The organism is Pseudomonas sp. YuFO20 (assembly GCF_035064975.1).
In the GTDB taxonomy this organism is placed as follows: domain Bacteria; phylum Pseudomonadota; class Gammaproteobacteria; order Pseudomonadales; family Pseudomonadaceae; genus Aquipseudomonas; species Aquipseudomonas putida_AE.
On sequence record NZ_JAXDEO010000023.1, the window covers coordinates 1 to 24,612 of the forward strand.

The window sequence follows — 24,612 nt, forward strand, 5'->3', positions numbered from 1 at the left end:
AACGAGGCTGCGATCTTTTGATCTTTGAAAAGATCGCAGCCTCGTTCCACGAGACAGCTCCTACAGGTTCCCGCAGGCCCCACAGGTCGGGGTTAGCGGGAGGCAGTGATCAGTTGATCGAACTCTTTGAGCAACACCTGTAGCTGGCGATCCCGGCCCTGGACATTGCGTCCGGCAAAGACCATTTCCGCCATCTCCTGGATGCCCGATGCATTCGGCAATGGCAGGTCCTGCTCGAGGATCATCTTCATGCGCGGCAGGAAGATCCATTGCAGCCACTGCTCGAAGTCCAGTGTATCGACCGAAAACGGCTCAACACTGGACAGCGCTTCAGCGGAGGGTGGAACTTCGTCCCACCACCCTTGCACGCGCAATTCACGCTCGATCAGCAGTAGCTGATCGGCGATTTTTAGAAAGCGTGCATCCATTACGACGTTACCTTGGCTTTCTGACGAGCCAGTGCCGCGCCCGAAGAGTCGCCCTGCTTCTCACGCGCCTGGGCGATCAGCTCCCACAGGCTGGCTTGAAGTGCCGGACGGCCGTTGGCGAAGGTCAGGCCACGGCGGGCAAATTGCTCGGCTTGCGGCGCATCGCCTTGGGCCATGCGCACTTGTGCCAGGCGATACAGCACTTGCGGCTCACGCGGGGCCACACGCTGGGCACGTTCGAGGCTGGACGAAGCGCCATTGAGGTCGCCGCTGGCCTGTTGCTGCTGAGCCGTGGTCAACAGGGCCAGTACCGGACCGTCCAGTTGCTCGTCGGCGGACAGGCCACCGGAACTACTGGCCGACGGAATCCCGCTCGGCGTCGACGGCATGCTGTAGCTGCCCTGATTGACCGGTGCCGACTGCACCGGCGACGTGTCGATCGGGCCTGGCGTTATTGGTCCTGGAGTAATGGGTCCCGGAGTAATTGGACCAGTGCTGATCGGTGCCGACGCCACCGCACCACCACCCGGCACCATCACGACCACACCGGTATCGCCTTGTGGAATCTCCTGAGGCCTGGATTGCACAGGACGTTGCACCGTCGTCTGACGGTATCCGCCGTTCGCCGATACGCGCTCGCTGTTGGAAACCCTGGTGCCGGAGTCCTCCACCGGAATCGAGCCGCGCTGCACCGTGGAGCAGCCGCTGAGCAAAGCCACGGCGGTAACCGCTGGAATCAACCACTTGTTCACTTGAAACCCTCTTTGCTTAATTCATCCAGCCCTTGACCCAATCCATCACCGTTTCGCCGGAAGGGCTTTCGCCACCGCAAGCGGCACCGGGAGGCGGTTCGCTGCCGCGAATATACGGCATCTGCACGGCGCCCGGGCAACCGGCGTCGGAACCTTGTCCGGTGCGCGAATCGACCCAGGCCTGAACGATATTATCCGGCTGCGGCATGTCCAGCGGCAACGGATCGGCCTTGCGCATGAAGCTGGTCCAGACCTGCAACGCACCGGTGGCACCGGTGAACGGGGTCTTGCCGTTATCGTCGCGCCCCAACCAGACCACCGCCAGCAAGTCCTGACTGAACCCGGCGAACCAACTGTCCCGCGAGTCGTTACTGGTCCCGGTCTTGCCGGCCAGGGTCAAAGTCTTTGGTAACACGTTGTAAACCGAGCTGCCGGTACCCTCGCGCATGACCCGCTGCATCGCGCTCTGGATCAGGTAGATCGACGCCGGGTCGAATCGCTGCTGGATCTGGAACGGATAGCGCTTGAGCGGCTCGCCTTCAGCCGTCAATACACTGCGAATCCCGCGCATTGGCGTATTGAAACCACCGTTGGCGAGCGTCTGGTACATGGTTGCCACTTCGATCGGGGTCATGCCGCCGGCACCCAACAACATCGACGGGAAGGCCGGGAACTCGCGGCTGACACCCAGGCGCCCGAGTGTCTTGAGGACATTCGGCACGCCCACGGCCAGGCCCAGGCGCGCGGTCGACAGGTTGTAGGAGTGCGCCAGCCCTTGATAAAGGAAAACCGTGCCGTGGGAGCGGCGATCGTAGTTCTGTGGTTTCCAGACCTGGCCGTCCGCGCCCTTGACCGAGAAGGACTCATCCGACAGCCAACTGGTCAATGTGTACTGGCTGGGTTTTTCCAGCGCCGTCAGGTAAACCGCCGGCTTGATCAACGAGCCGATCGGCCGCACCGCGTCCAGCGCCCGGTTGAACCCGGCAAAGCTGGCCTGGCGACTGCCGATCATCGCCTGCACCTCACCGGTTTCCGGGTTGGTCACGACCATGGCCGCCTCGACATCATCCGAACCCTTGCGGCCGGAGAGGCGCTTGAAGGTGTCATTGACCGACGCTTCGGCTTTCATCTGCAGGATCGGATCGAAGCTGGTAAAGATCCGCAGCCCCTCCTCGGTCAAGTCTTCGTCGCGGTAATCTTCGCGCAGCTGGCGCTTGACCAGGTCCAGGAAGCCAGGGAACGAGCTGTCCGCCAGGCTGCCGCGCTTGGTCACGCCCAGCGGCATTTTCTTCGCCGCTTCGACTTGCTCGGCCGTGGCAACGCCCTGTTCCTGCAGCACATCGAGCACCAGGTTACGCCGCTCGAGTGCACGCTCCGGATAGCGGCGCGGGTTGTAGGAGGATGGCCCCTTGACCATGCCGACCAGCAAGGCCACCTGATGCAGCTTGAGCTCGGCCAGAGGCTGACTGAAGAAGAACTGGCTGGCCAACCCGAAACCGTGCACCGCGCGTTGACCGTCCTGGCCGACAAACACCTCGTTGAGGTAAGCCTCGAGGATTTCACGCTTGTCGTAGTGCAGTTCGAGCAGCAGCGCCATCATCGCTTCGGTCAGCTTACGGCTCAGGCTGCGCTCGTTGGTCAGGTAGAAGTTCTTGACCAGCTGTTGAGTCAGGGTACTGCCACCCTGGCGCATGCGGCCCGACGAACCGTTGACCCAGATCGCACGGGCGATCGACTTCGGCGAAACACCAAAGTGGTGATAGAAATCACGGTCCTCGACAGCGACCAGGGTTTCGAGCAGATACGGCGGCACCTGGTCGATCTTGATCAGGATCCGGTCTTCGAGGTTTTTCGGGTACAGGCCGCCGATCAGCAGCGGCTCCAGACGCACCACTGACAACTTCGAGCCTTTGGTCGACGACAGCTCGGCCACGTAATCACCCGAGAAGCGCACACGCACCGGCTGCGCTTGCTCCATACCCTCATAGAACTGGAAGCCACGGGTATTCAGATCGACGGTATTGCCGTTGACCGACGCCGCGCCCGGACCGTTGGCCACGCTTTCACGTCGATAGCCCAAGGCATCGAGCTCGGTGAGAAAATCGTCCCTGCTCAGCTTTTGTCCGACGAACAGCTCGAGCGGGCGCGCGTAGACCTTGGCCGGAATGGTCCAGCGCTTGCCGGAGAACTTCTCCTGCACGATGGCATCGAGGTACACGGCGAACCCGGCCAGCACCACGAGGCCGACCAGGCTGAGTTTAAGGGCCCAGCCCAGCCAGGGCCGCAGGCCTCTGGAGGGTGGTTTTTTTGGGGTACGGGGGGATCGAGTACGAGTCATGGCGGCGGATTATACGCACTTTATTCATACTCAACAGGAGGCCCGCAAGTTTGCGTTAGGCTGGCTAGACGCCATAATGACGACCTGAATTTTTTCCGACTCTTAAGGATCGCCTGTGAGCCAGTCCCTGATCGCCGCCCTGCAAAACAAGGCCCTCTACCCGCATCCTGTAGATGGATTCAAGGTCATCGAGACCCACATTTCCTGGGTCGTGCTTACCGGCCCCTTTGCTTATAAAGTGAAGAAGCCGATGAACTTCGGCTTCCTCGACTTCACCACCCTCGAGGCTCGCGGGCATTTCTGCGCTGAAGAGCTGCGCCTGAACCAGCGCCTGACCCAGGATCTTTATCTCGAAGTGCTGCCGATCACCGGTAGCGCCGAAGCACCGCAACTGGGCGGCGAAGGTCCTGCCATCGAGTACGCCCTGAAAATGCGCCAGTTTGGCCAGGACGGTTTGCTCAGCACGCTGCAAGCCAACGGCGAATTGACGCCCGCGCACGTCGACCAGATGGCTGACCAGATCGCCCGCTTCCACCTTGACGCACCGCGCGTGCCGGCAGAACACGAAGCCGGGACCCCGGACAGTGTCATGGCCCCTGTGCGGCAAAACTTCGAGCAGATTCGCCCCTTCCTCAGCGACAAGGCCGACCTGCTGCAACTGGACGCCCTGCAGGCCTGGGCCGACAGCAGCTTCGAACGCCTCAAGCCACTGTTCAGCCAGCGCAAGGCCGAGGGTTTCATTCGCGAATGCCACGGTGATATCCACTTGGGCAACGCTACGGTGATTGACGGCCAGGTCGTGATCTTCGACTGCATCGAATTCAACGAACCGTTCCGCTTCACCGACGTGTACGCCGACACCGCGTTCCTGGCGATGGACCTCGAAGACCGCGGCCTGAAGTGCCTGGCCCGTCGCTTCATCAGCCAATACCTGGAGCTGACCGGCGATTACCAGGGCCTGGAACTGCTCAACTTCTATAAGGCCTACCGCGCCCTGGTTCGCGCCAAGGTCAGCCTGTTCAGCATGCCGGCCGAGGCGACCCCGGTGCAGCGCGCCACGACACTGCGCCAATACCGCAACTACGCCAACCTGGCGGAAAGCTACAGCACCATCCCTTCGCGATTCATGGCCATCACCCACGGTGTGTCCGCCGTGGGCAAAAGCCACGTGGCGATGCGCCTGGTGGAAGCACTGGGGGCGATTCGCCTGCGCTCCGATGTCGAACGCAAACGCCTGTTCGGCGAGCAAACCGTGGCCAATGACCTGCAGGCCGGCATTTACAGCGCTGACGCCAGCGCCGCGACCTACCAGCGCCTGCACGACATTGCCGCAGTGATCCTGCACGCCGGGTTCCCGGTGGTGGTCGACGCCACTTACCTCAAGCATGCGCAGCGCGACAGCGCGGCGAAAGTGGCCGAGGCAACCGGCGCACCGTTCCTGATCCTAGACTGCAATGCACCGCAAGCAGTGATCGAGAGCTGGCTGGCCCTGCGCCAGGTCGACAAAAAGGATCCGTCCGACGCTACCCTGGCCGTGATCGAAGCCCAGCAAGCCAGCCGTGAAGCGTTGACGCCTGCAGAGATTCTCTGCAGCAAGCGCGTACAGACCAATGAAAGCGGCACCCTCGACACGGTGGTCGAACAGATTCGCCAGCGCCTGCCGGGACTGTAAGCAAACCTTTGGGCCGTGAAGCCTGCCCCGGCTTCGCGGCTTTTAGATAGTGGCACTACACTCGCGTCATGAATCCAACAGGTGACGCAAAATGAGCCAACCGAAACTGCTCGACACCCCGCTCTACGCCTTGCTGCACAAAGACGACATCGCGGGCTTCAATAAAGAACGCCCCGAGCAAGGGCCTATCGACATGGTCGGTGGTGATTTCCGCGGCCTGGACCTGCGCGAACTGAACGCCGACGGCATCGACTTCACCGACGCCTATTTCCGCTCCGCCGATTTGCGCGGCATCGATTTTCGCAACGCATCGCTTGAAGGGGCGAGCCTCGCCCACGCGCAGATTTCCGGCGCCTACTTCCCGGTGGAACTGAGCGCCGACGAAATCCTGATGTCGATGAACTTCGGTACGCGCCTGCGTTATCGCACCCGCTGATCGCCCGTCTGAATTGACAAGTCCAGCGCCCTCGCCTCGCGCTTGACTGCGTGCTTTTTTGCCTGAAATTCTATCGTTTTTATCATCCTTACCCTCCTCTTCGCAGCTTTTCGAAGCACTCGCGCCTGCACCCTCTTAGAAGCGTTTGCGTCAAAAACGAGCAAACAATCACGCTTTTCCTACTGATGGCTACACTCCTCAGAAGCTTGCCCACGCACCATTCGGCCATCGCAAGGAGGCTTGATGAATGATGAACTGCAACACCTGAAGAATCTTGGCAAGACGTCGGCGCAGTGGCTGCATGCCGTGGGCATCCACAGCGCCTCGGACTTGCGTCGCCTGGGGGCGGTGGATGCCTATCGGGCCGTGCGCACGCGCGGGTTTCGGGCGTCCAAGGTGTTGTTGTACGCAATCGAAGGCGCGTTGATGGACGTGCACTGGAACGACATTCCCGCCGAACGCAAGGAAGCCTTGAACAAACAGCTCGAAGCCATCTCGTCACGCCACAAGAATTGAACGAGTACCGCTCGCCATGTACTTACTCGGGGAACAACCGGCTTACGCCGAAACACTGATCAATCGACTGCAAAACCTCCCTGCCCGCCTGTTGCAGGGGTTGGCACCGAGTGGGCCCGCCGTCGAGTTTCCTGCCATCGACGACCTCGCCGCGGCGCTACCCAGCGACCAGCTGTACATGCTGGACAGCGGTCGATTGCACGGATGCATCGATGATCGCGCACTGTTCTATCTGCGCCAGGGCGACCTGATCGGCCTGCGCCAGGACGCGGGGTTGCCGCGCTGTCGCCTGTGCAGCAAGACGCCCCTGGCGCTGACGCCCTACCTTCGATCGCAGGTGTTCCAGCACATCTACGCCGACCCGACCCGCTCGGAACTGTTCCTGCAATACATGGCGGGCCAGACGGCCCTGCTGTCCGATGCCGTAGCACGCCTCAAGCAACCGGAATTTCGCGCCACCAACGGCTTCCAGCGCGTCGCCAGCGGCGAAACGCTGATCCATCAGGGCGATGAGGCGGACCATGTGTTCGTGATCATCGAGGGTCACGCCGAAGCATTTGTCGATGGATTCAAAGTGGGCGATGTGCCCAAGGACGAGATTTTCGGCGCCATGGCGGTGTTTACCGGCGAGAAACGCAGCGCTACGGTCATCGCCAGCGAACCAAGCACCATAATGCGTATTCCCAAGGACCAGTTCCTGAGCCTCACCCAGAGCAATCCGAAGATTGCCAGCTGCCTGATCGAGAGCATGGCCCGCCGTATCGACCTGCTGAATAAACAGGTTACACAACTGATGGCACTGAAAACGACAGGCAGAGCTCAATGAATACAAGGACTTGGAACGAGCGTGCGACAGGAATCGAAGAAATGGAAAATCACCTGTTGACTTGGTAATGAGAATCGATATTATTATCACAACTGGTCGCGAGACTGGTCGATCTTCTGAAAAGCCCTTGGTTCGGACTCTCAGATTATCTCCTCATCAGGCTAATCACGGTTATTTGACCCGGCTCTTGCCGGGTCTTTTTTTGCCTGTGGAAAAGTCATCCGGCGCTGCGCCAAGTATCCTGAGCACCTGAGTTCTGCTCGCACCGGGCAATTGCGCCATTTGAGGATCAGCATGAAATTTCTCTGTACCGGCATCGAGTTGGCCGATGCCAGCAGCCGCGGTTTCGACATTGACGGCCAGAGGCTGTTCGCCGTGCGCCGGGGCGGCCAGGTCTACGTCTATATCAACCGCTGCCCGCACCGTGGCGTCGGACTGGAATGGAGCCCCGACCAGTTCCTCGACCCCAGCAACAGCCTGATCCAGTGCGCCACCCATGGCGCCCTGTTCCTGATCGAAGATGGCGAATGTGTCGCCGGCCCTTGCGCAGGGCAATCGTTGACCCGTGTCGATTGCCGCGAAGACGCGCAGGGCATCTGGGTCAGCCTCTAACCGCCGAGCAACACCTGCAGACGCCGGTCCACCACCATCTCCTCATGGCTCAGGCGTACGCCGTAGGCCAGCACTTCAACTCCGCACGCCACGGCTTCGCGCAAGGCCTGGGCGTAGGCTGAGTCGATCTCTTCAGCCGGCCGCACGGCCTCGATGCCCGTGAGATTGACGCAATACAACTGCACCGCGCGAATCCCGTCCCGGGCCAGATGCGCCAATTCGCGCAAATGCTTGGCGCCGCGCTGGGTTACTGCATCGGGAAACGCCGCCACGAGCGTGCCGTCATAGCCCAGGGTGACGCTTTTGACTTCCACATACGCTGGTCCGCTTGGGAAATCGAGGCGGAAATCGATGCGACTGCTTTCCTGGCCGTAGGCAACTTCGCGTTTCAGTTCGGTGAAACCGTTCAACTCGGTGATCACGCCCGCCCGCAGCGCCTCTTCGACCAGGCCATTGGCCCGCCCGGTGTTCACGCAGAACAGGCGCCCGTGCGGGGTCTCGCCGACTTCCCAGGTGCCGGGCAGCTTGCGCTTGGGGTCATTGGAGCGGCTGAACCAGACCTGGCCGCCTTCGACCTGGCAATTGAGCATCGAGCCGGTATTGGGGCAGTGAATGGTCAGCAACTCGCCATCGACGGTTTCGATGTCGGCGAGAAAACGCTTGTAGCGGCGAATCAACCGACCTTCTTCGAGAGGGGGATGAAAACGCATCAGCCTTGCCAGCTCCGCAGGCCACGACCGATACGCTCCACCGCTTCCTGCAAGCGTTCGAGGTTTTGGGTGTAGGCAAACCGCACGTGGTGCCCGGCTTGATAACGACCGAAGTCCAGCCCGGGGGTGATGGCGACATGTTCGGTTTCGAGGAAGTGACGGCAGAACGCGAAGGCATCGCCGCCGAACTTGCTGATATCGGCGTACAAGTAGAAAGCACCTTCCGGCTCGACGGCGATGCCGAAACCGAGGTCTCTCAGGGCCGGCAGGAGGAAATCCCGACGACGACCGAATTCGGCGCGACGCTCTTCTAGGATCGCAATGGTGGCCGGCTCGAAACAGGCCAGCGCCGCGTGCTGGGCCATGCTTGGCGCGCTGATGTAGAGGTTTTGCGCAAGCTTTTCCAGCTCGCCCACCGCCGCGTCCGGCGCTACCAGCCAGCCCAGGCGCCAGCCGGTCATGCCGAAATACTTGGAAAAACTATTTAGCACAAAGGCACTGTCGTCGACTTCCAGCACGCTGGCCGCATCGGTGCCGTAGGTCAGGCCATGATAGATCTCGTCCACTACCAGGTGGCCGTGGCGCTGCTTGATGGCCTGGGACAGGCCAGCCAGCTCGTCGCGGGTGAGGATGGTGCCGGTCGGGTTGGCCGGGGAAGCCACCAGCGCGCCCACGCTGTCGTGATCCCAATGCCGGGCGATCAAATCCGGTGTCAGTTGATAACGCACGTCCGGTCCGACCGGGACCAGCTGCGCTGCGCCTTCCACCAGTCGCAGGAAGTGCCGGTTGCACGGGTAACCCGGGTCGGCCAGCAGCCAGTGTTTGCCTGGATCGACCAGCAAGGCACTGGCCAGCAGCAGCGCACCGGAACCACCGGGGGTGATGAGAATGCGGCGCGGGTCGATGTTCAAGCCATAACGCTGCTGATAAAAGGCCGAAATGGCCTCACGCAGCTCGGGAATGCCACGGGCGGCGGTGTAGCGCGTCTTGCCCCCTTCCAGCGCGGCCTGCCCGGCGCGGATGATCGGCTCGGCGGTGGTGAAGTCCGGTTCGCCGATTTCCAGGTGGATCACATCGTGACCGGCAGCCTGCAATTCATTGGCCCGCGCCAGCAACGCCATGACATGAAATGGTTCGATCGCGCGACTGCGGGCACTGTAGGACTGAGCCATTGGCCTTCCTTCAACAGGGAAAAGAATCGATTCTACCCAAGCGCAGGAACGAGCGAGAACCTAAAGCGGTCAGAGGCCATATGACCCGGGCCACAAACGAACTGAGCGAGTGCCCCAGGTTTGACTAAAATCATTAATTGAGCCGGGTTCCAGAGCCACCAGGCAACACTTTGCCAGCATTTGCCAGCACCGCGGGCTGCGCCCTCGACATCCGGGAGTAGCGCGGTCTGATTTGATCTGGTAAGTTCGCCCGCTTGCAGCCGCAGGGCCGGCAGGTGCCGGTGATGGAGCAATCCTGCGCAGATGGATTACAAGAGTAGAGGCGGTCTATTTCATGTCCACCCAAGCAAAGCAACAAGCGAATCAGACGATCAGCGGCTTCGAGCCCTATGTTCAGAAAGCTGGCGAAGAGTACATGGGCGAGCCCATGCGCAAGCACTTCACCAAGGTTCTGAATCAGTGGAAAAAAGAGCTGATGGAAGGTGTCGACAAGACTGTGGACCACATGAAGGACGAAGCGGCCAACTTCCCGGACCCGGCAGACCGTGCCAGCCAGGAAGAAGAGTTCGCTCTCGAGCTTCGAGCCCGCGATCGTGAGCGCAAGTTGATCAAGAAGATCGACAAGACGCTGCAGCTGATCGAAGACGAAGAGTACGGCTGGTGTGAATCCTGCGGCATCGAGATCGGCGTCAAGCGCCTTGAGGCCCGTCCTACCGCTGACTTGTGCATCGACTGCAAGACACTGGCGGAAATCAAGGAAAAGCAAGTCGGCAAATAATCGCGGCTTGAACGAAGAACGGAGCGTGCGAACGCTCCGTTTTTGTTTCTGATATTTGCTTCGGCAGGAAACCCTGTGGGAGCGGGCTTGCTCCGGGCGGCGTTCCGACGAAAGCGGTGCATCAGCCTATATTGATGTTGAGGCTGATGGCCTCTTCGCGAGCAAGCCCGCTCCCACAGGGTGGTTGGCGCAAGCCTGGAAAAAGTAATATTGCCCTTATGACTGCCATCGCCGCCTCTACCTACATCGGGCGTTTTGCCCCCACGCCCAGTGGCCACCTGCATTTCGGTTCGCTGGTCGCCGCATTGGCCTCCTACCTCGACGCCCGCTCGGTGGGTGGCCGCTGGCTGATGCGCATGGAAGACCTCGACCCGCCCCGCGAAGAGCCCGGCGCCCAGGCGGCGATCCTCAAGGCTCTGGATAGCTACGGTTTCGAGTGGGATGGTGAGATGGTCCGCCAGAGCGACCGCCACGAGGCCTATGCCGAAGTGCTCAATCGCCTGTTCAGTCAGGGTCTGGCCTACGCCTGCACCTGCTCGCGCAAACAGCTGGAGCCGTACCACGGCATTTATCCGGGGCTGTGCCGCAATGCCGGACACGGCACGGAAGACGCCGCCATTCGTATTCGCGTGCCTGAACTGGATTATCACTTCATCGACCGCGTGCAGGGCGAGTTCCACCAGCACCTGGGCCGGGATGTCGGCGATTTCGTGATTCGCCGCCGCGACGGGCTGTACGCGTATCAACTGGCGGTGGTCCTGGACGATGCCTGGCAAGGCATCACCGACATCGTCCGCGGTGCCGACCTGCTGGACTCGACGCCGCGCCAGCTCTACCTCCAGGAACTGCTCGGCCTGCGCCAGCCGCGCTACCTGCACATCCCGCTGATTACCCAGCCCGATGGTAACAAGCTCGGCAAGTCCTACCGCTCACCGCCCTTGAGCGAAGACCAGGCCACCCCCTTGTTGCTGCGGGCCCTGCGCGCACTGGGGCAGAAACCCGGCGCCGAACTGGCCTACGCCACGCCACGGGAAGTGCTGGACTGGGGCATAACCCACTGGGATGCCCTGCTGATCCCGCGCACACTGAGCCTGCCCGAGGCGCAGCTACAGTGATCGTGCTTGCAGTGGCGCACCCATCCGTTACCATCGCCGCACGTTTTCGGGCACGCGCATAAAAAAGAGAGGCCGGGATGTACATCTATCGCTTGGTCCTGCTCCTGGTAGTGGGGATTTATCTGTTTTCCCCGGCCATCATGGATTGGTGGATCGACGCCACTGGCGCCTGGTATCGCCCTTATCTGCTCTGGCTGATCCTGATCGTCGTGACCTTCATCCTGCAGAGCCAAAAAGATGCCGATGAGCTTTAGCCTGACCCAGATGATCCTGATCAGCGCCGCGTACCTGGCGGTGCTGTTCGGCGTGGCCTGGGTCAGCGAACGGGGCATGATCCCCCGGGCGATCATTCGCCATCCACTGACCTACACCTTGTCGCTGGGGGTCTATGCCAGTGCTTGGGCCTTTTATGGCACCGTGGGCCTGGCCTACCAGTATGGCTATGGGTTCCTGTCCAGCTACCTGGGCGTTTCGGGCGCATTCCTGCTGGCGCCGGTGTTGCTGTATCCGATCCTGAAGATCACCCGCACCTATCAGCTGTCGTCCCTTGCCGACCTGTTCGCTTTCCGCTTTCGCAGCACCTGGGCCGGCGCGCTGACCACGATTTTCATGCTGGTCGGGGTTCTGCCCCTGCTGGCGTTGCAGATCCAGGCGGTCGCCGACTCCATCGGCATCCTCACCCGCGAGCCGGTCCAGCATCGCGTGGCACTGAGCTTCTGCGCCCTGATCACGCTGTTCACGATCTTTTTCGGCTCCCGGCACATCGCCACCCGGGAAAAACATGAAGGCCTGGTGTTCGCGATTGCTTTCGAATCGGTGATCAAGTTGATCGCCCTCGGCGGCGTCGGCCTCTATGCGCTGTATGGCGTGTTCGACGGCCCGCAACAGCTGGAGCTGTGGCTGTTGCAAAACCAGACCGCCCTCGCCGCCCTGCACACGCCGTTGCAGGAAGGCCCTTGGCGCACGCTGCTGCTGGTGTTCTTCGCCTCGGCGATCGTCATGCCGCACATGTACCACATGACCTTCACCGAAAATCTCAATCCGCGCTCGCTGGTCAGCGCCAGCTGGGGCCTGCCGCTGTTCCTGTTGCTGATGAGCCTGGCCGTGCCGCTGATTCTCTGGGCCGGCCTGAAGCTCGGCGCCACCACCAACCCGGAATATTTCACCCTGGGTATCGGCATCGCGGCCAACAGCAAGGCCCTGGCACTGCTGGCCTATGTCGGTGGCCTGTCCGCCGCCAGCGGCCTGATCATCGTCACCACCCTGGCCCTGTCCGGCATGGCCCTGAACCACCTGGTGCTGCCGCTGTACCAGCCGCCGGCCGAAGGCAACATCTACCGCTGGCTGAAGTGGACCCGTCGGGCCCTGATCGTCGCCATCATCATGGCCGGCTATGGGTTCTACCTGCTGCTGGGTGCCGAGCAGGACCTGGCCAACCTCGGCATCGTCGCCTTCGTGGCCACGCTGCAGTTCCTGCCTGGCGTATTGTCTGTGCTGTATTGGCCGACCGCCAACCGTCGCGGCTTCATCGCCGGGCTGCTGGCGGGGATCCTGGTGTGGCTGGTGACCATGTTGCTACCGCTGGTCGGCAACCTGCAGGGCTTCTATATCCCGTTGCTGAATATGATCTACGTGCTCGACGACACCAGTTGGCACATGGCCGCGATCGCCTCCCTGGCCGCCAACGTATTGATGTTCACCCTGATTTCGCTGTTCACCAATGCCAGCACCGAAGAAGCCAGCGCCGCCGAAGCCTGCGCCGTGGACAACGTGCGCCGCCCGCAACGCCGCGAACTGCACGCCGCCTCGCCCCAGGAATTCGCCACCCAGTTGGCTAAACCGCTGGGTGCCAAGGCCGCGCAGAAGGAGGTCGAGCAGGCCCTGCGCGATCTCTACCTGCCCTTCGACGAACGACGTCCGTACGCCTTGCGCCGCCTGCGCGACCGCATCGAAGCCAACCTCTCAGGCCTGATGGGACCGAGCGTGGCCCAGGACATGGTCGAGACCTTCCTGCCCTACAAGGCCGGCGGCGAAAACTATGTCACCGAAGACATCCACTTCATCGAAAGCCGCCTCGAGGACTACCACTCGCGCCTGACCGGCCTGGCCGCCGAACTCGACGCCCTGCGCCGCTATCATCGCCAGACCCTGCAAGAGTTGCCGATGGGCGTCTGCTCGCTGGCCAAGGACCAGGAAATCCTCATGTGGAACAAAGCCATGGAGGAACTGACCGGGATTGCCGCGCAGCGCGTGGTCGGTTCGCGCCTGAGCACCATTGCCGATCCGTGGAAAGCGCTGCTGCAGGGCTTCATCAATGTCCCGGACGAGCACTTGCACAAACAGCACCTGGCCCTCGACGGCCAGACTCGCTGGCTGAACCTGCACAAAGCGGCGATCGATGAACCACTCGCACCGGGCAACAGTGGTCTGGTGTTGCTGGTGGAAGACCTGACCGAAACCCAGATGCTCGAAGACAAACTGGTGCATTCCGAGCGCCTGGCCAGCATCGGTCGCCTGGCCGCGGGCGTGGCCCATGAAATCGGCAACCCGATCACCGGCATCGCCTGCCTGGCGCAGAACCTGCGCGAAGAGCGCGAGGAAGACGGCGAGCTCAAGGAAATCAGCGGGCAGATCCTCGAACAGACCAAGCGCGTGTCGCGCATCGTGCAGTCGTTGATGAGCTTCGCCCATGCCGGCAGCCACCAGCACAGCGACGAGCCCGTCTGTCTGGCGGAAGTGGCCCAGGACGCCATCGGCCTGCTGGCCCTGAACCGGCGCAATTTCGAAGTGCAGTTCTACAACCTGTGCGACCCCGACCACTGGGTCGAAGGCGACCCGCAGCGGCTCGCCCAGGTCTTGATCAACCTGCTCTCGAACGCCCGCGACGCTTCGCCTGCGGGCAGCGCGGTGCGGGTAAAAAGCGAAGCCGGCGAACACACGGTCGACCTGATCGTGGAAGACGAAGGCAGCGGAATTCCAAAGAGCATCATGGACCGATTGTTCGAACCCTTCTTCACCACCAAGGACCCGGGTGAAGGTACCGGTCTGGGCCTTGCACTGGTCTATTCCATCGTTGAAGAGCATTATGGACAAATCACCATCGACAGCCCGGCTGATGTACAGAGCCAACGCGGCACCCGGATCCGGGTGACTTTACCGCGTCATGTCGAAGCGACGTCCGCTGTGAACTGAGACCGTCGAGAGTATCGAATCAATGCCGCACATTTTGATCGTCGAAGACGAAACAATTATCCGCTCCGCCTTGCGCCGCCTGCTGGAACGCAACCAGTACCAGGTCAGCGAAGCCGGTTCAGTGCAGGAAGCACAAGAACGCTTCACCATTCCCACGTTCGACCTGATCGTCAGTGACCTGCGCCTGCCGGGCGCGCCGGGCACCGAGTTGATCAAGCTGGGCCAGGGTACGCCGGTGCTGATCATGACCAGCTATGCCAGCCTGCGCTCGGCAGTGGACTCGATGAAGATGGGCGCGGTGGACTACATCGCCAAGCCTTTCGATCACGACGAAATGCTCCAGGCCGTCGCGCGCATCCTGCGTGACCGGCAATCGGCGCAAGCCAGCAGCGAACCGGTTGCCGCCAAAGCCGGCAATGGCGCGGCCAAGCCCGGCACCGACAACAGCAACGGCGAGATCGGCATCATCGGCTCGTGCCCACCGATGCAAGACCTGTATGGCAAGATCCGCAAAGTCGCGCCGACTGACTCCAATGTCCTGATCCAGGGCGAGTCCGGTACCGGTAAGGAACTGGTGGCGCGAGCCCTGCACAACCTCTCCAAGCGGGCCAAGGCACCGATGATTTCGGTGAACTGCGCGGCCATTCCGGAAAGCCTGATCGAGTCCGAACTGTTCGGCCACGAGAAGGGCGCGTTCACCGGCGCCAGCGCCGGACGTGCCGGCCTGGTGGAAGCGGCGGACGGCGGCACCTTGTTCCTCGATGAAATCGGTGAGCTGCCACTGGAAGCCCAGGCGCGCCTGCTGCGTGTGTTGCAGGAAGGTGAAATTCGTCGAGTGGGCTCGGTCCAGTCGCAAAAGGTCGATGTGCGCCTGATCGCCGCGACTCACCGAGACCTCAAGAGCCTGGCAAAGATCGGCCAGTTCCGTGAAGACCTTTATTACCGCCTCCACGTGATCGCCCTGAAACTGCCGGCCCTGCGCGAACGTGGCGCGGACGTCAATGAAATCGCCAACGCCTTCCTGGCGCGGCAAAGCGCGCGGATCAACCGTACCGACCTCAAGTTCGCCGCGGACGCCGAGCAAGCCATTCGTCACTACTCGTGGCCGGGTAACGTTCGTGAGCTGGAAAACGCGGTAGAGCGCGCGGTCATCCTGAGCGAGAGCCCCGAGATTTCCGCCGAGCTGCTGGGCATCGACATCGAACTGGGCGACCTGGAAGACGACGAGTTCATCGGCCTGCCCCCACAACAGGGCAACGGCAACGCCGGCAACAACAATCATGAGCCGACCGAAGACCTGTCCCTGGAAGACTACTTCCAGCACTTCGTGCTCGAGCATCAGGACCACATGACCGAGACCGAGCTGGCGCGCAAACTCGGGGTCAGTCGCAAATGCCTGTGGGAACGCCGTCAGCGCCTGGGTATCCCGCGGCGCAAAACCGGGGTGGCCAGCGAAAGCTGAACCCCACCTGTCTCATGTGCGGGTAACACATGATTTTGTGAAAAAACTGTTACCTCAGGTTTTTCACGTAACAGAAGCCGGGGCTTACGGTAACGAAGCCCCGGCTTTTTTTCGCCCCCATTTACCCCTTCGGTTCGCCTAACCCCTTGTTTTACTGGGGTTCGCAAAAGTTGGCACGCACCCTGCTATATGTTTGGTACAAGAACAATAACAAGCAATGCACAAGACAATAAAAATAAGACGTATCGACTCACGCACAATAAAAACAAGACGGCGAGAGGCGCAGCTAACTGATTCTTTTGGAGAGGCGTTGTATTTGGGGCATGCCCCACGACCAGGCCGAGAACAACAAAAAACTGTCTTAAGACAGAGCCTGAACTGGTTGGATCGCAAGATCACTGCAGCACAGCGACCAAAGCAATCCGTTTGCTCTTGGCTCCCGATTGGGAGTGTCATGAAGGAAAGCTTCATGGCGAGGGCACTCAACAAAAACAAGAAGCCCGAAACCAATAACAAAAATGAGCATGCAACTACTTCTTGGGGAGCTTCGGCTCCCCTTGTAGTTTCTGCGATTCGCCCGCCCCGCCTCGCTCCTACACCTCAAATCCGCTGTGTCCTACACCATCCCTCGACTAAATGCTAGAATCCCCGCCCATCATGCGGTCATTCTTCGTTTTGGCCGAACATTCCTTCAAACAGTGCATCCCATGCTGAAGAAGCTGTTCCAGTCATTCCGTACTCCCGTGCGTCGTACGCAACACATCCGCAGCACGCCTGAAGTGCTCAATAGCGGCCAACATTCGCTGCAAAAGGGGCAATTCAGCCGTTACGCGGTGAACATCGTCGAACGCCTGCAGGGCGCCGGTTACCAGGCCTATCTGGTCGGCGGTTGTGTGCGTGACATGCTGCTCGGCATCACGCCGAAAGATTTCGACGTCGCCACCAGCGCCACCCCTGAACAGGTACGCGCCGAATTCCGTAATGCACGGATCATTGGCCGTCGGTTCAAACTGGTGCATATCCACTTTGGCCGCGAAATCATCGAAGTCGCGACCTTCCGCGCCAACCACCCGCAGAACGACGAAGAGGAAGATCAAAATCAATCCTCGCGTAACGAAAGCGGGCGCATCCTGCGCGACAACGTCTACGGCACCCTGGAAGAAGACGCGCAACGCCGCGACTTCACCATCAATGCCCTGTATTACGATCCGGTCAGCGAACGCATTCTCGATTACGCCAACGGCGTGCACGACATTCGCAACCAACTGATCCGCTTGATTGGCGACCCCAAGCAGCGTTACCAGGAAGACCCGGTGCGGATGCTGCGCGCCGTGCGGTTTGCCGCCAAGCTGAATTTCGGCATCGAAAAACACAGTGCCGCGCCCATCCGCGACCTCGCGCCCATGCTGCGCGAGATCCCGTCGGCCCGCTTGTTCGAAGAAGTGCTCAAGCTATTCCTGTCCGGCCACGCGGCCGACACTTTTGAAATGCTGGTCGACCTGCAATTGTTCGATCCACTGTTCCCGGCCAGCGCCGAGGCACTGGAATACAACCCGACCTACACCCACACCCTGATCAGCGAAGCCCTGATCAACACCGACCTGCGCATCAAGCAGAACAAGCCGGTCACCCCGGCGTTCCTGTTTGCCGCCCTGCTTTGGCCCGCTCTGCCGGCGCGCGTATTGCGCCTGCAGGATCGTGGCATGCCGCCGATTCCGGCGATGCAGGAAGCCGCTCACGAGCTGATTGCCGAGCAGTGCCAGCGCATCGCGATCCCGAAACGCTTCACCATGCCGATCCGCGAGATCTGGGACATGCAGGAGCGCCTGCCACGGCGCAGCGGCAAACGCGCCGACCTGCTGCTGGACAATCCGCGCTTCCGCGCCGGCTACGACTTCCTGCTGCTGCGCGAAAGCGCGGGCGAGCAGACCGATGGCCTGGGCGAATGGTGGACCGACTACCAGGATGCCAATGACAGCGAGCGTCGCGACATGATTCGCGACCTCAGTGGCAAGGACGACGGTACCGGCGGCCCACGCAAACGTCGCCGCAGCGGCGGCTCCAAGCGCAAGCGCTCAGCGGACGCTTCGAGCACCACGGGCGAGTAATCCATGGAACGCATCTACATCGGCATGGGCAGCAACCTGGCTGACCCCGCCGAACAGCTGCGCAGCGCCATCGAGGCACTGGCTCAGTTGCCGCAATCGCAACTGGTCGGGGTTTCTGCCTTCTATCAAAGCGACTCGTTGCTGCCCGGCCAGCCGCGTTATACCAACGCAGTGGCCGCGCTCGACAGCGCTCTGGCACCGCTTGAGCTGCTGGACGCCTTGCAGTCCATCGAAACCGGCCAGGGCCGCGAGCGCCTTGAGCGCTGGGGCCCGCGTACGCTGGACCTGGACATCCTGCTGTTCGGTGACCGCCTGATCGACGAACCTCGCCTGAAAGTCCCGCATTACCATATGCAGGAGCGGGCCTTCGTCCTGTATCCCCTGGCCGAACTGACGCCCGCCGACCTACGCCTGGCCGATGGCCGAGCACTGGCCGACTTGCTCGCTGCCTGCCCGTTCGTCGGGCTGGAACGCCTGCCGGTAGACTGAGTTGCACCAAAAGATCGCAGCCTTCGGCAGCTCCTACAGGACGGTGATGACCTGTAGGAGCTGCCGAAGGCTGCGATCTTTTGATGTTGGCATTTGCTGAAACGCATCAGTCACCCCGGTAACACCGCGGGCGTAACAATGCGGTAACACACGCAATTGACTTCCCACGTTCTCCTCACGACTATAGGCGTCCCGCTGCCGTCACCACGGCATCAAGGGCGCAATCCAGGCCTTCAAAGCACGACAAAAGACCGTGCGCCTGTATTCAACGAAGAATCACGCGCGTTACTCGCAGTAGTTTCCACAGCGCCTGAATGAGGAACTTTTCATGCCAGCCATCACCCTGACCACTCTGCAAGGTCTCAAGCAAAAAGGTGAAAAAATCACCATGCTGACCTGCTATGACGCAACCTTCGCCCACGCCTGCAACCAGGCCGGCGTCGAAGTGCTGCTGGTGGGCGACTCACTCGGCATGGTTCTGCAAGGTCACGACAGCACCCTGCCGGTCACCACCGCCGAAATGGCTTACCATGTGGCAGCCGTCAAACGCGGTAACACCGACGCCCTGATCCTTGCCGACTTGCCGTTCATGGCCTACGCCACCACGGAACAGGCCATGACCAACAGCGCCCTGCTGATGCAGGCCGGCGCTCACATGATCAAGGTTGAAGGCGCGTTGTGGCTGGCGGACTCGATCCGCCTGTTGGCAGAACGGGGCGTTCCGGTCTGCGCCCACATGGGCCTGACCCCGCAATCGGTGAACATCCTCGGCGGCTACAAGGTCCAGGGTCGCAACGAAAACCAGGCGCGGCAGATGCGTGCCGATGCCATCGCGCTGGAACAGGCCGGCGCGTCGATGCTGCTGCTCGAATGCGTGCCGAGCGAGCTGGCCGAAGAAATCACCCAGGCCGTGGGCATTCCGGTCATCGGGATTGGCGCCGGCCACCGCACCGACGGCCAGGTACTGGTCCTGCACGACATGCTGGGCCTGTCGATTACCGGTCGCGTCCCCAAGTTCGTGAAAAACTTCATGGCCGGCCAGGAAAGCATCCACGCGGCCCTGAGCGCTTACGTCACTGAAGTCAAAGCGGCGACTTTCCCAGGCATCGAACACGGATTCTCTGCATGAACACCGTCAAAACCGTACGCGAACTACGGGCCGCCGTGGCCCGTGCCCGCAGTGAAGGCAAGCGCATCGGCTTTGTGCCGACCATGGGCAACCTGCACAGCGGGCATGTCGCGCTGATCACCAAGGCCACCCAGCGGGTGGATTTCGTGGTCGCGAGCATTTTCGTCAACCCGCTGCAGTTCGGTGCTGGCGAAGACCTCGACAAATACCCGCGCACCCTCGCCGCCGACCAGGAAAAACTGCTCGAAGCCGGTTGCGACCTGCTGTTCGCGCCGACCGTTGAAGAGATGTACCCCGGCGGCATGACCGGCCAGACCCGCGTCAGCGTCCCGCAGCTTTCCGAAGGCCTGTGCGGCGCCAGCCGTCCGGGGCATTTCGAAGGTGTGGCAACGGTGGTCAGCAAGCTGTTCAACATGGTCCAGCCGGACCTGGCGATCTTCGGCCAGAAAGACTTTCAGCAACTGGCAGTCATTCGCGCGCTGGTGCATGACCTGAACATGCCGATCCAGATCATTGGCGAGCCGACGGTGCGGGCGGCCGATGGCCTGGCGCTGTCGTCGCGCAATGGCTTCCTCGACGCAGATCAGCGCGCCGTGGCGCCGGTGGTGTATCGCACGCTGAGCGAGATCGCCGAAGCGATCAAACAAGGCGAGCGCGATTACCCGGCCCTGATCCGTGCCAAGCTGCAACAGCTCGAAGCGGCGGGCCTGCGTCCCGACTACCTGGAAATTCGCCATGGCCTGAGCCTGCGCCCGGCCACCCCGGAAGATCGCGACCTGGTGATCCTGGTGGCGGCGTTCCTGGGGACGACGCGCCTGATCGACAACCTGCACCTGAACCTCGACACCCCCGCCTGAAATCCCCCCACGACCGCACCGGTACAAAAAAGTACCGGTAGCAGGTCCGACAAAGCCAAGACAGATCGTCTCACTGGGTTTACTGTTACCGGTCTGCGCTATTTAATCGTGTGCACGCAGGCTAACCGGGTTACCGCCAGTCAGTGGTCAGGACATTCCGGTATTTTCAGTGTCTTAAAGGCAGTTCAAGTAAAAGGAAACCCGCAGCGATGGCGTATTACCGCACCCCCCACGACGTGACCACCCTGCCCGCCTGGCAGGCGTTGAAAGACCACCGCCAGGCCATGCAGGATTTCAACATGCGCGAGGCCTTCAACGCCGACCCGCAGCGCTTCAATCAATTCACCCTCAGTAGCTGCGGTCTGTTTCTCGACTACTCGAAGAACCTGATCAACGCCCAGACCCGCGACCTGCTGGTGGGCCTGGCCGACGAAGTCGACCTCAAGGGCGCAATCAAATCGCTGTTCGATGGCGAGATCGTCAACGCCTCCGAAGGACGCCCTGCCCTGCACACCGCCCTGCGTCGTCCGGTCGGCGACAAGTTGTCGGTCAACGGCGTCAACGTGATGCCAGAAGTGCACAAAGTGCTGAACCAGATCACCGACCTCGTGGGCCGTATCCACGACGGCCTGTGGCGCGGCTACTCCGAGAAGCCGATCACTGACGTGGTCAACATCGGCATCGGTGGTTCGTTCCTGGGGCCCGAGCTGGTCTCCGAAGCCCTGCTGGCCTATGCCCAGAAAGGTGTGCGTTGCCACTACCTGGCAAACATCGATGGCAGCGAGTTCCACGAACTGGCCATGAAGCTGCGCGCCGAGACCACGCTGTTCATCGTTTCGTCGAAATCCTTCAACACCCTCGAAACGCTGAAGAACGCCCAGGCCGCCCGCGCCTGGTACCTGGCCCAGGGCGGTTCGGAAGCCGAACTGCATCGCCACTTCATCGCAGTATCAAGCAACAACGCCGCCGCCGTAGCGTTCGGCATCCGCGAAGAGAACATCTTCCCGATGTGGGACTGGGTCGGCGGGCGTTACTCGCTGTGGTCGGCCATCGGTTTGCCGATCGCCCTGGCCATCGGCATGTCGAACTTCAAGGAACTGCTGTCCGGTGCGTACACCATGGACCAGCACTTCCTGAACACCCCGTTCGACCAGAACATGCCGGTGCTGCTGGCCCTGCTCGGCGTGTGGTACGGCAATTTCTGGGGCGCGCAAAGCCACGCGATCCTGCCGTACGACCACTACCTGCGTAACATCACCAAGCACCTGCAACAGCTGGACATGGAATCCAACGGCAAGAGCGTGCGCCAGGACGGTACGCCCGTCAGCACCGACACCGGCCCGGTGATCTGGGGTGGCGTAGGTTGCAACGGCCAGCACGCTTACCACCAGTTGCTGCACCAGGGCACCCAACTGATCCCGGCCGACTTCATCGTGCCGATCGTCAGCTTCAACCCGGTGGCCGACCACCACCAGTGGCTGTACGCCAACTGCCTGTCGCAAAGCCAGGCGCTGATGCTCGGCAAGACCCTGGCCGAAGCCCAGGCCGAGCTGCGTGACAAAGGCATGAGCGAAGAGCAGGTGCAGAGCCTTGCGCCGCACAAGGTGATCCCGGGCAACCGTCCGAGCAACACCCTGGTGGTCGAGCGCATCAGCCCGCGGCGCCTGGGTGCGTTGGTGGCGATGTACGAGCACAAAGTCTTCGTGCAAAGCGTGATCTGGGGCATCAATGCCTTCGACCAATGGGGTGTGGAGCTGGGCAAGGAACTGGGCAAAGGCGTCTACAACCGCCTGGTCGGCAGCGAAGAAACCCCGGCTGACGACGCGTCCACCCAGGGCTTGATCAACTACTTCCGCGGACGTCACCGCGGCTGATTTGACGCTTGTACTAACCTTTGTAGGAGCTGGCTTGCCAGCGAAGACGGTATATCAGGCAATACTTATGTCGACTGATACACCGCTTTCGCTGGCAAGCCAGCTCCTACGAGGGTCGCGCAGCTCCCCTCTTCGCCACAACAAGAAGAAGGAACCGTCATGTTCGATATCAGCACGTTCCCTAAAGCCGATGCCGTGCGCCGGGCTGCACAACTGAGTCAGGACGACTATCACCGCCTGTACCGCGAATCCATCGAACACCCCAGCACCTTCTGGGCCGAACAAGCCACCCGCTTCCTCGACTGGAGCACACCGTGGCAAACCGTCCAGCGCTACGACCTGAAGACCGGTGAAGCCCACTGGTTTGCCGGCGCCAAGCTGAACGTCAGCTTCAACTGCATTGACCGTCACCTGGCCAAGCGCGGCGATCAAACCGCGATCATCTGGGAAGGCGACGACCCCGCCGAATCCACCCAGATCACTTACAAGAAACTGCACCATTACGTCTGCCGCCTGGCCAACGTGCTCAAAAGTCGTGGCGTGAAGAAAGGCGACCGGGTGTGCATCTACATGCCGATGATCCCCGAAGCGGCCTACGCCATGCTCGCCTGCACACGCATCGGCGCGGTGCATTCGGTGGTGTTCGGCGGGTTCTCGCCGGATTCGCTGCGCGACCGGATCCTCGACGCCGACTGCCGCACAGTGATCACTGCCGATGAAGGCGTGCGCGGCGGCAAATTCGTGCCACTCAAGCACAATGTCGACAAGGCGCTGCAAAGCTGCCCGGATGTCAGCACCGTGGTCGTGGTCGAACGAACCCAGAACCCGGTGAACTGGGTCGAGGGCCGGGACCTCTGGTATCACCAGGCGCTACGCGACGTAGGCGACGACTGCCCGCCTGAGCCGATGGACGCCGAAGACCCGCTGTTCATCCTCTACACCTCCGGCAGCACCGGCAAACCCAAAGGCGTGCTGCACACCACCGGGGGCTACCTGCTGCAAGCGGCCATGACCTTCAAATACGTGCTGGACTACCGCGACGGTGAAGTGTTCTGGTGCACCGCCGACGTCGGCTGGGTCACCGGCCACAGCTACATCGTCTACGGCCCCCTGGCCAATGGCGCCACCACCCTGATCTTCGAAGGCGTGCCGAGCTACCCGAGCACCTCGCGGTTCTGGCAGGTGATCGACAAGCACAAGGTGAACATTTTCTACACCGCCCCTACTGCACTGCGCGCGCTGATGCGCGAAGGCGCAGAACCGTTGAAGGAATCGTCTCGCGCCAGCCTCAGATTGCTCGGCACTGTCGGTGAGCCGATCAACCCGGAAGCCTGGGAGTGGTACTTCAATGTCGTCGGCGAACAGCGCTGCCCGATTGTCGATACCTGGTGGCAGACCGAAACCGGCGGCATCATGCTCAGCCCGCTGGTCAGTGCGCAACGGATCAAACCGGGCTGCGCGACGCAGCCGATGTTCGGCGTACAACCGGTGCTCCTGGACGAGCATGGCAAGGAAATCAAAGGCGCCGGCAGCGGCGTGCTGGCGATCAAATCCAGCTGGCCGGCGCAGATCCGCAGCGTCTACGGCGACCCGCAACGCATGGTCGACACCTACTTCAAGCCCTACCCCGGCTACTACTTCACCGGCGATGGCGCCCGCCGCGACGAAGATGGCGACTACTGGATCACCGGGCGCATCGACGATGTCATCAACGTCTCCGGGCACCGCATCGGCACCGCCGAAGTGGAGAGCGCTCTGGTCCTGCACGACAACATCGCCGAAGCCGCCGTGGTCGGTTACCCGCATGACGTCAAGGGCCAGGGCATCTACGCCTTCGTCACCCCCATGAACGGCGTCGAGCAAAATGAAGAACTGAAAAAAGCCCTGCTCGCCCACGTCAGCAAGGAAATCGGCAGCTTCGCCAAGCCCGACCTGATCCAGTGGGCGCCGGCCTTGCCGAAAACCCGTTCAGGCAAGATCATGCGGCGCATTCTGCGCAAGATCGCCTGCAACGAACTGGACAGCCTGGGCGACACCTCGACCCTGGCCGATCCGAGCGTGGTCCAGGGCCTGATCGACAAGCGCCTGAATCAATAACGTACTACCGCCTCCTGTAGGAGCTGCCGCAGGCTGCGATCTTTTGACG

Annotated in this window: 21 protein-coding genes; 16 read left to right on the forward strand and 5 right to left on the reverse strand. The window is 61.5% G+C overall.

The features are described from left to right. Nucleotides 1–92: 92 nt before the first annotated feature. Genes SOP85_RS14620 through mrcB form a run of 3 tightly spaced genes read right to left on the reverse strand, consistent with a single transcriptional unit; the run spans nt 93 to nt 3,518 of the window. Nucleotides 93–428, reverse strand: a complete 336-nt coding sequence (locus SOP85_RS14620) for a YqcC family protein (protein ID WP_154910693.1) — start codon at nt 426–428, stop codon at nt 93–95. Beyond that, nucleotides 428–1,180 carry a tetratricopeptide repeat protein gene (locus tag SOP85_RS14625; RefSeq protein WP_274074593.1) on the reverse strand — a complete coding sequence of 251 codons (753 nt, stop codon included), beginning with the start codon at nt 1,178–1,180 and terminating at the stop codon, nt 428–430. The genes SOP85_RS14620 and SOP85_RS14625 overlap by 1 nt, the downstream gene beginning before the upstream one ends. Nucleotides 1,181–1,196: 16 nt before the next feature. Continuing rightward, nucleotides 1,197–3,518: a penicillin-binding protein 1B gene (gene mrcB / locus SOP85_RS14630; RefSeq protein WP_274074592.1), complete on the reverse strand. Its 2,322-nt coding sequence runs from the start codon at nt 3,516–3,518 to the stop codon at nt 1,197–1,199. 115 nt (nt 3,519–3,633) lie between these two features. Between mrcB and SOP85_RS14635 the strand changes: the two genes are divergently transcribed. The 5 genes from SOP85_RS14635 to SOP85_RS14655 all read left to right on the forward strand — a co-directional run bounded on the left by SOP85_RS14635 (nt 3,634) and on the right by SOP85_RS14655 (nt 7,580). After that, nucleotides 3,634–5,190: a bifunctional aminoglycoside phosphotransferase/ATP-binding protein gene (locus SOP85_RS14635; RefSeq protein WP_274074591.1), complete on the forward strand. Its 1,557-nt coding sequence runs from the start codon at nt 3,634–3,636 to the stop codon at nt 5,188–5,190. A gap of 91 nt (nt 5,191–5,281) precedes the next feature. After that, on the forward strand, nt 5,282–5,626 hold the full coding sequence (locus tag SOP85_RS14640) for a pentapeptide repeat-containing protein (protein ID WP_274074590.1): 345 nt from the start codon (nt 5,282–5,284) through the stop codon (nt 5,624–5,626). Between the two features lie 243 nt (nt 5,627–5,869). Further along, on the forward strand, nt 5,870–6,142 hold the full coding sequence (locus SOP85_RS14645) for a TfoX/Sxy family protein (RefSeq protein ID WP_007971093.1): 273 nt from the start codon (nt 5,870–5,872) through the stop codon (nt 6,140–6,142). A gap of 16 nt (nt 6,143–6,158) precedes the next feature. Beyond that, nucleotides 6,159–6,968, forward strand: coding sequence for a Crp/Fnr family transcriptional regulator (locus SOP85_RS14650; protein WP_274074589.1), 810 nt, complete (start codon nt 6,159–6,161; stop codon nt 6,966–6,968). A 294-nt stretch (nt 6,969–7,262) separates the two neighbouring features. After that, nucleotides 7,263–7,580, forward strand: coding sequence for a Rieske (2Fe-2S) protein (locus SOP85_RS14655; protein ID WP_274074588.1), 318 nt, complete (start codon nt 7,263–7,265; stop codon nt 7,578–7,580). Here the strand turns inward: SOP85_RS14655 and sfsA are convergent. Together sfsA and SOP85_RS14665 are read right to left on the reverse strand one after the other, a co-directional pair. Continuing rightward, a complete protein-coding gene (gene sfsA, locus SOP85_RS14660; protein WP_323627330.1) occupies nt 7,577–8,290 on the reverse strand; it encodes a DNA/RNA nuclease SfsA in 714 nt (237 codons plus the stop codon). The two genes, SOP85_RS14655 and sfsA, sit on opposite strands and share 4 nt — an antisense overlap. After that, complete coding sequence (locus SOP85_RS14665) at nt 8,290–9,462, reverse strand: pyridoxal phosphate-dependent aminotransferase (RefSeq protein WP_323627331.1); 1,173 nt, start codon at nt 9,460–9,462, stop codon at nt 8,290–8,292. Before SOP85_RS14665 ends, sfsA begins: the two co-directional genes overlap by 1 nt. Nucleotides 9,463–9,796: 334 nt before the next feature. Here SOP85_RS14665 and dksA point away from each other — a divergent pair, with 334 nt between their 5' ends. The 11 genes from dksA (at nt 9,797) to acs (ending at nt 24,563) form a co-directional block, all read left to right on the forward strand. Next, nucleotides 9,797–10,240 (forward strand): RNA polymerase-binding protein DksA, encoded by a 444-nt coding sequence (gene dksA / locus SOP85_RS14670; protein ID WP_046815673.1) that lies wholly within the window; start codon nt 9,797–9,799, stop codon nt 10,238–10,240. A 218-nt stretch (nt 10,241–10,458) separates the two neighbouring features. Beyond that, the gene (gene gluQRS, locus SOP85_RS14675) at nt 10,459–11,355 is read left to right on the forward strand and encodes a tRNA glutamyl-Q(34) synthetase GluQRS (protein WP_323627332.1); all 897 of its coding nucleotides are present in this window, start codon (nt 10,459–10,461) and stop codon (nt 11,353–11,355) included. A gap of 77 nt (nt 11,356–11,432) precedes the next feature. After that, nucleotides 11,433–11,609, forward strand: a complete 177-nt coding sequence (locus tag SOP85_RS14680) for a hypothetical protein (RefSeq protein WP_003176118.1) — start codon at nt 11,433–11,435, stop codon at nt 11,607–11,609. Further along, nucleotides 11,593–14,547 carry a sensor histidine kinase gene (locus tag SOP85_RS14685; protein WP_274074584.1) on the forward strand — a complete coding sequence of 985 codons (2,955 nt, stop codon included), beginning with the start codon at nt 11,593–11,595 and terminating at the stop codon, nt 14,545–14,547. Before SOP85_RS14680 ends, SOP85_RS14685 begins: the two co-directional genes overlap by 17 nt. Before the next feature lie 22 nt (nt 14,548–14,569). Next, nucleotides 14,570–16,009: a sigma-54-dependent transcriptional regulator gene (locus SOP85_RS14690; RefSeq protein WP_274074583.1), complete on the forward strand. Its 1,440-nt coding sequence runs from the start codon at nt 14,570–14,572 to the stop codon at nt 16,007–16,009. 707 nt (nt 16,010–16,716) lie between these two features. Beyond that, complete coding sequence (locus SOP85_RS14695; RefSeq protein WP_274074582.1) at nt 16,717–18,117, forward strand: polynucleotide adenylyltransferase PcnB; 1,401 nt, start codon at nt 16,717–16,719, stop codon at nt 18,115–18,117. 3 nt (nt 18,118–18,120) lie between these two features. Further along, complete coding sequence (gene folK / locus SOP85_RS14700) at nt 18,121–18,606, forward strand: 2-amino-4-hydroxy-6-hydroxymethyldihydropteridine diphosphokinase (RefSeq protein WP_274074581.1); 486 nt, start codon at nt 18,121–18,123, stop codon at nt 18,604–18,606. A 328-nt stretch (nt 18,607–18,934) separates the two neighbouring features. Then, nucleotides 18,935–19,735 (forward strand): 3-methyl-2-oxobutanoate hydroxymethyltransferase, encoded by an 801-nt coding sequence (panB, locus tag SOP85_RS14705; RefSeq protein ID WP_274074580.1) that lies wholly within the window; start codon nt 18,935–18,937, stop codon nt 19,733–19,735. Beyond that, nucleotides 19,732–20,592, forward strand: a complete 861-nt coding sequence (gene panC / locus SOP85_RS14710; RefSeq protein ID WP_274074579.1) for a pantoate--beta-alanine ligase — start codon at nt 19,732–19,734, stop codon at nt 20,590–20,592. Before panB ends, panC begins: the two co-directional genes overlap by 4 nt. 209 nt (nt 20,593–20,801) lie before the next feature. Then, nucleotides 20,802–22,466: a glucose-6-phosphate isomerase gene (gene pgi, locus SOP85_RS14715; RefSeq protein WP_323608705.1), complete on the forward strand. Its 1,665-nt coding sequence runs from the start codon at nt 20,802–20,804 to the stop codon at nt 22,464–22,466. A gap of 159 nt (nt 22,467–22,625) precedes the next feature. Beyond that, the gene (acs, locus tag SOP85_RS14720; RefSeq protein ID WP_274074577.1) at nt 22,626–24,563 is read left to right on the forward strand and encodes an acetate--CoA ligase; all 1,938 of its coding nucleotides are present in this window, start codon (nt 22,626–22,628) and stop codon (nt 24,561–24,563) included. The last annotated feature ends 49 nt before the right edge of the window (nt 24,564–24,612 follow it).

What these genes read in the sequence shown, in the direction of transcription:
- SOP85_RS14645 (WP_007971093.1), top strand. Translation starts at nt 5,870, where the DNA reads ATGAATGATGAACTGCAACACCTGAAGAATCTTGGCAAGACGTCGGCG.
- SOP85_RS14680 (WP_003176118.1), top strand. Translation starts at nt 11,433, where the DNA reads ATGTACATCTATCGCTTGGTCCTGCTCCTGGTAGTGGGGATTTATCTG.
- SOP85_RS14690 (WP_274074583.1), top strand. Translation starts at nt 14,570, where the DNA reads ATGCCGCACATTTTGATCGTCGAAGACGAAACAATTATCCGCTCCGCC.
- gluQRS (WP_323627332.1), top strand. Translation starts at nt 10,459, where the DNA reads ATGACTGCCATCGCCGCCTCTACCTACATCGGGCGTTTTGCCCCCACG.
- panC (WP_274074579.1), top strand. Translation starts at nt 19,732, where the DNA reads ATGAACACCGTCAAAACCGTACGCGAACTACGGGCCGCCGTGGCCCGT.
- dksA (WP_046815673.1), top strand. Translation starts at nt 9,797, where the DNA reads ATGTCCACCCAAGCAAAGCAACAAGCGAATCAGACGATCAGCGGCTTC.
- acs (WP_274074577.1), top strand. Translation starts at nt 22,626, where the DNA reads ATGTTCGATATCAGCACGTTCCCTAAAGCCGATGCCGTGCGCCGGGCT.
- folK (WP_274074581.1), top strand. Translation starts at nt 18,121, where the DNA reads ATGGAACGCATCTACATCGGCATGGGCAGCAACCTGGCTGACCCCGCC.
- SOP85_RS14640 (WP_274074590.1), top strand. Translation starts at nt 5,282, where the DNA reads ATGAGCCAACCGAAACTGCTCGACACCCCGCTCTACGCCTTGCTGCAC.
- SOP85_RS14620 (WP_154910693.1), bottom strand. Translation starts at nt 428, where the DNA reads ATGGATGCACGCTTTCTAAAAATCGCCGATCAGCTACTGCTGATCGAG.
- SOP85_RS14685 (WP_274074584.1), top strand. Translation starts at nt 11,593, where the DNA reads ATGCCGATGAGCTTTAGCCTGACCCAGATGATCCTGATCAGCGCCGCG.
- SOP85_RS14695 (WP_274074582.1), top strand. Translation starts at nt 16,717, where the DNA reads ATGCTGAAGAAGCTGTTCCAGTCATTCCGTACTCCCGTGCGTCGTACG.
- panB (WP_274074580.1), top strand. Translation starts at nt 18,935, where the DNA reads ATGCCAGCCATCACCCTGACCACTCTGCAAGGTCTCAAGCAAAAAGGT.
- SOP85_RS14665 (WP_323627331.1), bottom strand. Translation starts at nt 9,462, where the DNA reads ATGGCTCAGTCCTACAGTGCCCGCAGTCGCGCGATCGAACCATTTCAT.
- SOP85_RS14650 (WP_274074589.1), top strand. Translation starts at nt 6,159, where the DNA reads ATGTACTTACTCGGGGAACAACCGGCTTACGCCGAAACACTGATCAAT.
- sfsA (WP_323627330.1), bottom strand. Translation starts at nt 8,290, where the DNA reads ATGCGTTTTCATCCCCCTCTCGAAGAAGGTCGGTTGATTCGCCGCTAC.
- mrcB (WP_274074592.1), bottom strand. Translation starts at nt 3,518, where the DNA reads ATGACTCGTACTCGATCCCCCCGTACCCCAAAAAAACCACCCTCCAGA.
- pgi (WP_323608705.1), top strand. Translation starts at nt 20,802, where the DNA reads ATGGCGTATTACCGCACCCCCCACGACGTGACCACCCTGCCCGCCTGG.
- SOP85_RS14655 (WP_274074588.1), top strand. Translation starts at nt 7,263, where the DNA reads ATGAAATTTCTCTGTACCGGCATCGAGTTGGCCGATGCCAGCAGCCGC.